The 11,034-nt window shown below is 61.0% G+C and carries 3 protein-coding genes; 1 reads left to right on the top strand and 2 read right to left on the bottom strand.

Annotated features, from left to right (window positions below):
• Nucleotides 1-9,502 (bottom strand): peroxidase family protein (locus AC1DVE_RS30765; RefSeq protein WP_477784424.1); only part of this gene is annotated, 9,502 nt, incomplete at its 3' end.
• Nucleotides 9,503-10,019: 517 nt separating this feature from the next.
• Between AC1DVE_RS30765 and AC1DVE_RS30760 the strand changes: the two genes are divergently transcribed.
• The gene (locus AC1DVE_RS30760) at nt 10,020-10,406 is read left to right on the top strand and encodes a hypothetical protein (RefSeq protein WP_223461443.1); all 387 of its coding nucleotides are present in this window, start codon (nt 10,020-10,022) and stop codon (nt 10,404-10,406) included.
• 199 nt (nt 10,407-10,605) lie between these two features.
• Here AC1DVE_RS30760 and AC1DVE_RS30755 read toward each other — a convergent pair.
• Nucleotides 10,606-11,034: calcium-binding protein (locus AC1DVE_RS30755; RefSeq protein WP_477784423.1), on the bottom strand; the 429-nt coding region annotated here is incomplete at its 5' end.

Raw genomic sequence — 11,034 nt, 5'->3', positions numbered from 1 at the left:
CACTCAGGGTGTAGCTCCCGAGCGAGGTCCAGACCGTGTCGTTGCCGGCACCGGCGAGCTCGGTCACCACGTCCCCAAGGTCGGTGACTTCGTAGACATCGTCGCCAACACCGCCGGCCATCGTGTCGGCACCCGTACCCCCGATGAGAATGTCATTGCCCGCGTCACCATTGAGGATGTCGTTGCCACCCAAGCCGTTCAGGATGTCGTTGCCATCACCTCCGCTGGCCACGTCGTCGCCTGCCGTGCCGGTCCATATGTCGACACCGGCGGTACCGACGAACACATCACCGGCGGCCACCGGGGCCGTGGCGTCGGACGTAACGGTTTCGGCCGTACCGAAGTCATCCACGTAACTGACCACCACGCGCACCTGATCGCCGACCTGAGTCTGGCCAAGCGTGAACGTGCTAGCAGTGGCTCCGGCGATGTCAACGAAGGTGACCCCATTGGTCTCCTGCCACTGGAAGGTGAACTGCGGATTGCTGAGGCCATCGACGTCGATGATGCTCGACGGGTCGGCGGTCAACACCTCGTTCAGAAACGCAAGCCCGAGGACGGTCGGCCCGGCAGTCGGTGCGTTGTTCCCCGACGAGTCGACGATCTCCAGCGTACCCTGGGCATCCTGATACACCGCCCGAACGCGGAGGTTCAGACCTGCGACATCGTCCGCTACCAGATAGGTGGCGCCGGTCGCCCGCGATACCTCGCCAGCGGCGACAAAGGAGATGTCTTCAAAGACACCCGAACCAGGGATGTTTTCGACCTGCCAGTAGTAAGCCACCGGACCGGTAACCGCACCGGTCGGATTGGCCGCACTGACGCTGTCGGCGTCGCGGATCGACTGATCGCTGACGCGCAACAGTTGGCCGGCGACAGGCGCATCGGTACGCGCACCGGTGGCAGCATCGAGGATCGCCAGACGCCCCACAGGACCGCTGTTCAAGGCGGTGCCAACGCCGGACGCCTGCGCCTGGTCTGCGAACTGCAGACGCTCGATGCCCGTCAGGCGATCGACGCCATCACGCCCGGCCACCAGGTCGGTCACGATGACGGCGTTGCCATCGACAGCGACGCTGTACTCCGACGCATTACCGGAGAACACCGCGGTGTCGAAGCTGTCGGTGCCGGTCAGAATCTCCCGCACGATGACCAGCTGGCCCGGGTTGTAAGTACCGTTCAGCATTGCCTGAACCATCGGCGCCATGCTGTCGAACGTGGCGATTTCCGCGCCAGTGCCATCAGCGTTTGCCCGTACGCTGATGCGTACGTTCAGCCACTTGTCACCGTCGATGATGTCGTCACCACCGCGGCCTTCGATAAGGTCGCTGCCGCTACCACCGAGGATGATGTTGCCGCCGTCGAAGAACGTCGCTCCGACTGGCAACAGGCCCGCCAGACCATTGATCAGGCTGATGTTGGTCAACACACTGCCGGTGGCACCCGCGGTGGGTAGCGATGTCGCATTTTCGTTATCACCGCGCAGGAAGTCACCGTGGGACGAACCCGACAGACCTTCCATGATGTCGAAACGCACCAGTGCCGAAGCCCCCGAACCCGGCTGCACTGGCACATCGAAGAAGCGGTCGCTGTAATCGATGGTCACGCCCTGGGCGAGATCCTTGAAGGTCGCCCAGTCATAGCCGGAGCCGCCGATATAGCGGTCACCGAAGCCGAGACTGCCGACCATGATGTCGTCGCCGCCTTCGCCGTTGAACTTATCGTTCTCGTTACCACCGACGAATACATCGTGGCCGATGACCGGGTCGTTGCCGAGCGGATCGAAGTTGTCGCCAGGCGCACCGTCCGAGGTGCCCTTCTCGATCCAGTCGTCGCCTTCGTTACCCATGTCCTGTTCGTTGGCTTTGCTGCCCAGGATGAAGTCATTGCCCTGGCCACCAATGGCCTCGGAGGCGTCCTCACCGGTCACGATGAAGTCGCTGCCGAACCCGCCAATGATCAGGTTGACGCCGTTGCCTCCGTGCAGTACGTCGTTGCCGTCGCCACCCTGGATGTTATCGTCGCCGCCGATGTCGGTGATGATGTCGTCGCCGGCGCCACCGCGCAGCTGGTCGTTGCCGTTACCGCCATCGATGCGATCGTTGCCGCCATCACCCCAGACCGTGTCATCGCCATCACTGGAGATGAGGATGTCTGCGTTGTCGGTGCCACCCAGCACGATGTGCTCTTCACCACCGTACCGGATGTAGTTGGTGTCCGCCCCCACGGTCAGCGGGTTGTCGCGGAACACCACCTGCTCTGCGTTCGGGCCGAGCGGATCGGCGGCGAGCAGGCCATCGTTGTATTGCTTGCTCAGGTCCACTTCCAGGTAGAGTCCTGGGTCCGAGAACACCAGGCCAGGCAAGTGCGTGGCCGAGGTGTTGGCCATGATCAGCTTGGCGAACGAGTTGCTTTCAAGTTCCGCATTCATCGACAGGCCAGAGGTACGCTCCAGGTAGTAGAAGCGGTCGCCGTCCTGCAGTTTTTCCAACTGGTTCTCGAACACGAAGTTGAAGGTCGAGCCGAGCATGCCGCCGAACGGGGTTTTCTGTTCGGCCAGACCGCCGATCCACAGGTCGATGGCATCGACGCCCGTGATCGTCACACCCCTCAGGTCGTCGGCAGTACCCAGCACGCCGTCGGTGCCGGGCAGCGTTACGTTGGCATAGGCACCGGTGCTGTTGAGGAAGTCCAGACGGTCAGCCGGCGCACCCGCACCACCGAAGACCAGCGCCAGGGCTGCAGCGCGTTTGCCTTCCAGTGTGGTCGCCGCCGTGATCGTGTCATGCGTGCCATAGGCCGCGATGAAGTTGATCAACGACTCCGGATGTTTGAGGTATTGCACCAGATCGACCCAGCTGGTGTACGGCTTAAGTTGGGCATCACCGGTTTGGCTGTAGATGTCGCGGCGGATCGCGTTGAGTGAGGGAATCCCCACGTCGCGGCCACGGGCGATGTTGATCGCCGGCAGGTCGAGCGGCAGGCCGAGCAGGTTATTACGCAGCGCCTCGGTGACGAACTCGTCGATTTCGTTACCGGCTTGCCGAGTCACCCCACGTATGATCGCACTGGTCGCATCCTCTGGAGACACGCCACTGGCGGCGTACGCCAACGGGTTGAGGAACGCTGCGATCAAGCCCAGTTGCTGATTGGGATCAGCGCTGGCCGGATCGCCCACCGCGTTGAAATTGATATCGAAGCGATCGACGGTCTCGGTCAGCATCGAGTGGCCAAACCGATACACGGTGTGGGCGAACTCGGCGACGATCGAGGCATCGAGGTCGACGTCATAGACCTGGGTCGGTGCGAAGAACAAATCGACTCTGGGCTGGATGGTCCGCGCAAACTCCTCGAACACCAGGTGCTGATACTGCATCTCGGTGCCGAACTTGGCTGCCTGGAACAAGCGCTCGCCATTCCACACCAGCGCATCGAACTCAGCCTGGGTGGTTGGCAATGCGGCCACCGGAGTGAGCAGCCACTCATTGAGGAAGGCCACGTCACCCGAATCGAGCACGGTATCCTTGGTCTGCGCAACCAGCCGGTTGTGCTCGGAGTGGAAGATCGCATGCACCGCGGTCAGGCCGATGTTCTCGTTGACCCGGCCGTCGCCGGCGATGTAGTGAGCGTCGAGCAGTTCGTTGTCATAGGTCAGGTTGTTGCCGGCCCCGTCAACAGGCTGCGCATTGCCGACAGCGGTGTCCGCATCCGCCTGCAGAACCCCACCGACGATTACCGGCGCGGCATTGTGGTTAATGTCGACGAGGAACTGGTGACCGGTGCGCACAGCATCGGTCAGGTCAAGGGGAGCAAGCGGATCGCCTTCGACAAGGACGTCATCCGGCGTGCCGCCAAGACCGTCAACACCCTTCATCACGACCATCGGGAAGCCGTTCGGCCCCTTGATGAAATTGCCGTAGGCATCGGTCGCCAACAGCGGGGCATTATCGACATCGGCGTCGGTCAGGTTGATGCCGAGAATGTCACGGGCTTGCGCCTTGACCACCTTCCAGGTCGCCATGCCACCAATTTCGACGTCGTCCGCGGTACCAAACTGGCCATCCGCGCCCAGATCACGGTTGGTGATCAGCCTGCCGGTCGCTATAGGGCCAGTGTCGGTCAGTTGATAAGCGCGCAGGAACACCTGGTGCGACGGGTGCGAGCTATAGGTCTGGTTCTGGTCCACGAACGGCGAGGTGGTGTTGGTTTGCTCATGGATGTCGTCGGCCGTACCGAGAACGCCATCCGCCCCTGGCAGGTTGGTCGCGCGGGTCAGCACCATGAAGTTCGTCGGGCTACCTGCGACAAAGAGTGGATCATCCGGCTGCAGCGGAATGAAGACGGTGCCTGAACCGCCTTTGGTGACCAGGTCCAGGCCATGATCGAAGAACTGTCCGAAGAAGGTCATCCAGGCGTTGAACGGCGCGGACAACCCCGCGTCCGCCGCGACGTTCTCGATAAAGTACACATCGTGATCATCGGCAGTACCGAACTGACCATCCAGGCCGGGGCTGGCAACAATCTGTACGCCATCCTTGAGCACGTCGTCGTTACCCACCGCGCCGAAGTTGAGCACACCGTCCAGGCCCGGGTTGAAAGCCGTGGCATAGGCCGCCGGGTTGTTCGCCGTCTGGTCGACGATCAGGTTACTGATGGTGCGCGGCTGCGAGTCAATCACAAGGCCGCTGTTCTGCGCATACGACGTTCCCGCTTCCGCCGGATTGAAGACCGGATCGGTCAAGCGCGGGAAGACGTTATCGGCGGCACCAAACTCGGTGTTGTTGATGCCATTGAGGTTCATCAGGTTGTTGTTCGACCCGTCGACCGCACGCAGGCCCAACGGCGCGCGGATATTCGGGATCAGCGAGAGGATGTCCTGACCGGACGCTTCCGCCTCGGCAATCTTGATCTGGTCAAGGATGAAGTTGAGGTCGGAACGGACCATGTGCAGGCCCGCGCCACCCGCGGTGGCATCGACTACAGGTACCAGCGCCGTTGGCGTGACCGGTGCACCGGCAACTATGGCAGTCGTCGGCGTGGAGAACAGGATCTCCGTGGTGCCGTGACCGTCCTGATACATCGCCTTGACCCGCAACGACAACCCGGCGAGGTCAGGAGAGACCTTGAACGCGGTGCCGTCGGCGCTTTGGAACGCCAGGTCGCCAGCCGGCAACAGGATGATGTCCTCGAATATACCGCTGCCTGGCGTTGCCTCGAACTGCCAGATGTAGGACACCGAGGAGTTGGTGATCAAGCCCAGCGGATTACCCGCTGCGATATTGTTGGCATCACGCACCCCGGCCACGCTGACCGTCAGCGTGTCGCCCACCGTTATCGCTCCGCCGTTGCCATCCGAGACAGTCGGACTGCCAACCGGTTGGGCATTGAGCCCCTCCACCAGCACTAGCTGGTCATCGGCGAATTGCAGGCGTTCGATATGCAGCAGGGTATCGGTGCCGTCGCGACCCGCTACGCTATCTATCACTGTATAGACATCGTCCGCCAGATCGTCCGTGCCGCGGTCGTCAACGGTAACCGTATACTCGGCCTGAAGCCCGGAGAAGATGGCGGTGTCGAAGGCCGCCCCGCCCGTCGAGGTGCCGGGCATGATTTCCCGCACAGCCTTGAGTTGACCAGGGTTAAAGGTGCCGTCCAGCATGAGCGGGATCATATCGACCATGCTGTCGAAGGTGGCGATTTCGGGACCGGTATGGTTGACGTCGCCGGCGGCATAAACGGCAATCCTGACGTTGATCCATTTGTCGCCATCGATCAGATCATCGCCACCGCGGCCCTCGATCAGGTCACTGCCATTGCCGCCGAGGATGATGTTGCCAGTGGCAAAACCGGTGGTCGGCAAACCAGCATCGGCCAAGAACTGGTCCAGTCCGCGGATCAACGCGACATTGGTCAGCGCACTGCCCGTGGCACCACCGTGGTTGATGATAGTGACCGCATCAACATTATCGCCTTTGAGCACATCGCCGAAACTCGAACCGGACACGCCTTCAACCTCGGCAAAACGGTCGAGAATCGAGGCCGGCGAGGCGCCGACCGGATTGAATATGCCGGCATTCTGGTTTGGTGCATTACCGTGGGGCTGCGCCAGCGCGGCCAGGGTCAGGTCAACGGTCACGCCAACCTTGTCGTTCTTGTAGGTCACCCAGTCGAAGCCGGACATGCCGTCCATCTTGTCCTGGGCATCGCTGCCGACGAAGATGTCGTCGCCACCCTCGCCGATCATTTCGTCGAAGCCGCCACCACCGGTAAAGATGTCGTTGCCGATCACATCGTCATTGAGCAACGGCGAGAAGTTATCGCCAGGCGCACCGTCCTGGGCGCCCTTCTCGATCCAGTCATCACCTTCGTTGCCGGTAGGTGGCAGGTTGGTCTTGGCGCCGAGGATGAAGTCGTCACCCTGACCGCCGAAGGTGGTGCTGATGTCTTCGGTGGTGATGATGAAGTCCTGGCCATCGCCGCCAAGGATCAGGTTGCCTGCAGCAAGCATGCTGCCAACCACGATCACATCGTTACCGGCATTACCCTCCAGGCGGTTATCGCCGAACGAGTCGCTGATGATGTCATCACCCGCGCCGCCCAGTACCGCATCGTTCCCGGCACCGCCTTCGAGGCGGTCGTTGCCGGCGTCGCCGTAGATGGTGTCATCGCCGTCACCGGAGATGATGATGTCATTGCCGGCAGTGCCGCCCATGACGATATGGTCTTCACCGGTGTAATGCAGATAATTGGTGTCCGGACCCACGGTGTCGGGGTTGTCGCGGATCACCAGCGGCACGACTTCCACGCCGTTGATCATGATGCCGCCCGTCGGATCAGCGCGGCTGTCCACGCCAAGGCCAGTGAACTGAGTGGCCTGATTCACTTCGAGGGTGAACGTCGGCGTCAGGAACACGGTGTTCGCCAGGTGGGTGACATCGGTGTTGAGCATGATCAGCTTGGCAAAGGAGTTGTTCTCAAGCTCAGTGCCGAAGTTCAGGCCCGCGGTACGCGACAGGTAGTAGAAACGGTCGCCGTTCTGCAACGCCTCCATCTGGGTTTCAAACACGAAGTTGAACGTCGAGCCGAGCATGCCGCCGAACGGCATCTTCTGTTCGGCGAGGCCACCGACCCAGAAGTCGATGTCGTCGACGCCCGTGACCGTCACACCTGTCAGGTCATCTGCAGTACCCAGTACCCCATCCCCGCCGGCCGTCGTTACATTGGCATAGGCTCCAGTGCTGTTGAGGAAGTCCAGGCGGTCAGCCGGTGAACCCGCAACATTGAATACCAGTGCAAAGGCTGCAGCGCGTTTGTCTGCCAGCGTGAGCGCCGCCGTGATCGTGCTATGCGTGCCATAGGCCGCGATGAAGTTGACCAGCGACTCGGGGTGTTTGAGGCTGTCCGCCAGGTCAGCCCAACTGATGTACGGCTTGAGTTGGCTGTCGCCGGTGGATGCGTAGAACTCACGGCGCGCCTCGTTCAAGGTGGGGATGCCCGTGTCGCGACCACGCGCCATGTTCAGGCTCGGCAAATCGAGCGGCAGACCGAGCAGGTTGTTGCGCAACGCTTCGGTGACAAACTCATCGAGTTCGTTGCCGACCTGGCGGGTCACACCGCGAATTATCGCCCCTGCCGCCTGATCCGCAGTCACCCCGCTGCCGGCGAACGCCAGCGGGTTGAGGAAGGCCGCGATCAGACCCAGTTGCGAGTCCGGGTTGGCCGGGTCAGTCAGCAGCGGATTGAACGCGGGATCGAAGCGATCGACGGTCTCGGTCAACATCGAGTGACCAAAGCGGTACACCACGTGGGCGAACTCGGCGAGGATTGCCGGGTTGATCGAGGTGTCATAGCCACTGGGCGCAAGGAATCCGTCGACCTGCGGCTGAATGGTCCGCGCGAACTCCTCGAACACCAGGTGTTGGTACTGCATCTCGGTGCCGAACTTGGCGGCCTGGAACAGGCGTTCGCCGTCCCACACCAACGCTGCAATCTCGGCGGGTGTAGTCGGAATCGCGGCCACGTCGACTGCCAGCCACTCATTGAGGAAGGCCAGGTCGCCGGCGGCTATGAGGGTGTCCTTGGTTTGCTGGACCAGGCGGTTGTGCTCGGAGTGGAACACATGGTGCACGGTGGTCAGGCCGATGTTCTCGTTTACCCGGCCGTCGCCGGCAATGTAGTGGGCGTCGAGCAGTTCGTTGTCATAGGTCAGGTTGTTGCCGCCCGCGTCAACGGGCTGGGCATTGCCGACAGCGATGTCGGCATCCGCCTGCAGTACCCCGCCGACGACTACCGGCGCGGCATTGTGGGCGATGTCGTCGAGGAAGCCATGCCCGGTGCTCACGGCGTTGGCCAGACTGATCGGAGCAGCCCGGTTGCCTTCGACCAGTTGAGTGACGTCATCAGCCGTACCGGCGATGCCGTCAGCACCGTTACTGATGCGAATCACCACCTGCGGCATGCCGTTCGGACCGCGGATGAAGTTGCCGTACGCATCGGTTGCCAGCAACGGCACGTTGTGTACATCGGCGTCAGTCAGGTTGATGCCGAGAATGTCACGGGCCTGGGCCTTGACCACCTTCCAGGTTGCCATGCCGCCATTTTCGCCGTTGCCATCATCGGCAGTGCCAAACAGGCCATCGGCGCCGAGATCGCGGTTGGTAATCAAGCGCCCTGTCGCAACAGGATCGCCTGCCGCGTTGAGCACGTACTCGCGCAGGAACACCTGATGCGACGGGTGCGAGCTGTAGGTCTGGCTCTGGTCGACGAATGGCGAGGTGGTGTTGGTCTGGCCATCATCGGTGGTGCCGACTATTCCGTCCGCGCCGGCGGTACGCACCGCACGTGGCAGCACCATGAAGTTGGTCGGGCTGCCCGGTACGAACAACGGATCGTCCGCCTGCAGCGGAATAAACACGAAGTCGGTAGCGCTCTTGGTGACCAGGTCGAGACCGTGGTCGAAGAACTGGCCGAAGAAGGTCATCCACGAGTTGAAGCTGGCGGTCAGGCCGACGTCCGGCGACACGTTGGGAAAGAAGAACACATCCTTGTCATCGGCCGTGCCGAACACGCCATCCAGCCCGGGGCTGGTGACTATCTGTACGCCATCCTTGAGTACGTCGTCATTACCCGCACCCACCACGCCGAAGTTGAGCACACCGTCCAGGCCCGGGTCGAACGCTGAGGCATAGGCCGCCGGGTTGTTGGCGGTCTGGTCGACGACCAGGTTACTGATAATCCGTGGTTGTGGATCGGTCACATCCCCTGTCCCGGCGTATGCCGTTAGAAACGAGGGATCAAGCAGGCGCGGGAAGGCATCGTCCGCGGAGCCAAACTCGGTCTGGCCGGTGACCAGGTTGTTGAAGCTACCATCGACGGTACGCAGGCCGAATGGCACCTGAGAGTTGGGAAGCAAATCAATGAGGCTTGCGCCGTCGGCATTCGCCTCTGCGATAAAGATTTGCTTAAGGATGAACTCCAGGTCCGACTTGCTGAAATTGGCCATTTTGGATTGCCCTCGATCTATTTGGGTAAAGGCACGGGACGAGAAAACCCTCCCGCGCCAAGTCAAGTGCTGGCTTGCGCAGTGTGTTGGTTATGTTTTTTTGCGAGAGCTCTGGCGTTACCCGGGACCCGGGATACGCGCCTGGAATTCGCGAAATGAATTGCTCGCCGGGCGATCAGGCAGAGCGGATTCGAGCCCTGGGTGGGCCATGGAATCTGGAAGTGAAGGCGAACGTCCTGGACAGCCCCTTCCCTCTGCAAAGAAACGAAATGATCGACATGATTCGGCTCCTCTCGGGAAAGTCACCGCGCCTTGCGTTGCCAAAGCGATGGCAAGCTACAGGCGGGCGGACCCCCCGATAACTAAGACTAAAGTTCCATAGCAAATCTTTGTCAATTTTACGTCGATAAAACAGACGACTGGTGTTAGGCATCTCAACTATCTGTTTTTAAAAGACATATAGGAAGTTGAGTGCAGGTATAGAGCGAAATGTTATTTCTAGCCGCTGTTTCAGGCGGTGATTGAGGATGAGATTCGAAACAGCAGCGAAATGCTGGCTGGTGGACAAAACGCATCAGGCGAACAGCTGGAGCAATGTTTACGCAACTACCTGAGTACCTTTCATGTCCTTCATCCAGAAGAAGGCTGTGTCCTTCCGGTCTTGGGTGCAGAGATTGCGCGCGCCGAACCGGAGGTACGGCTGGCCGCCGAAAAAGGCCTGAAGCAAGTACAGAAAGCCTGGGCCGATCGTCTCCGTAGCCCTGATGCGGCATGGGCCGTCATCGCTCAATGTGTGGGAGCGCTAGTCCTGTCCCGAGCAGTCGAGAAAGAACGAACTCACAAGGAAATCATTGCCTCGACCCGCGAAGCTATTGAAAAGAGCTATTTCACGCCGGAAAAATAGAAAAACGTCTCCGATTATGCGAGAGCAGCTCGCAACGCCATGATCATCGCTATCGCTGCAAAACCCTGGTCGATTCAGCCCTCCCTGAATACCCACACCGAATGCATTCATGAGGCGATTGAGTGGAAGGAGAAAGAGAGGGCATCCATTGCCCTCCCCTCTACTGTTCCGCCCTCCTGCGACGGTACTGACCAGGACCTCAGACGACCAGAATGAAGTCCGTCTGATCAACGGCCGCGCTGTTGACACCCACCAGGCGGATGGCGTCCGCCCCGATCCCTACCACCGTGTCCGCCCCGTCAGCCGTTATGCTCACGTTGGACGCGAACACCGCGCTGGTGACCCCCATCCCCGTGATATCGAGCAAGTCCTGCCCTGCGGCCGGGTTGGCTCCGAAGTTCAGGATCGTATCGTTGCCGAAGCCTGGGGCAAACGCGAAGATATCGTTGCCGGCGACGCCGCCACTCATCACGTCGTTACCTGCGCCACCGACGAGGACGTCATTACCCACCCCCCCCACGATCACGTTGTCGAGCGCGTTGCCGGTGCCCGCAAAGTTGCCGCTGCCGCCGAAAAACAGGTTTTCGACGTTGGCACCCAGGACGTAGCTCCCGAGCGAGGTCCAGAC

The organism is Pseudomonas sp. P4_B4, from assembly GCF_056402255.1.
This window is presented reverse-complemented; position numbering and strand designations above follow the sequence as displayed.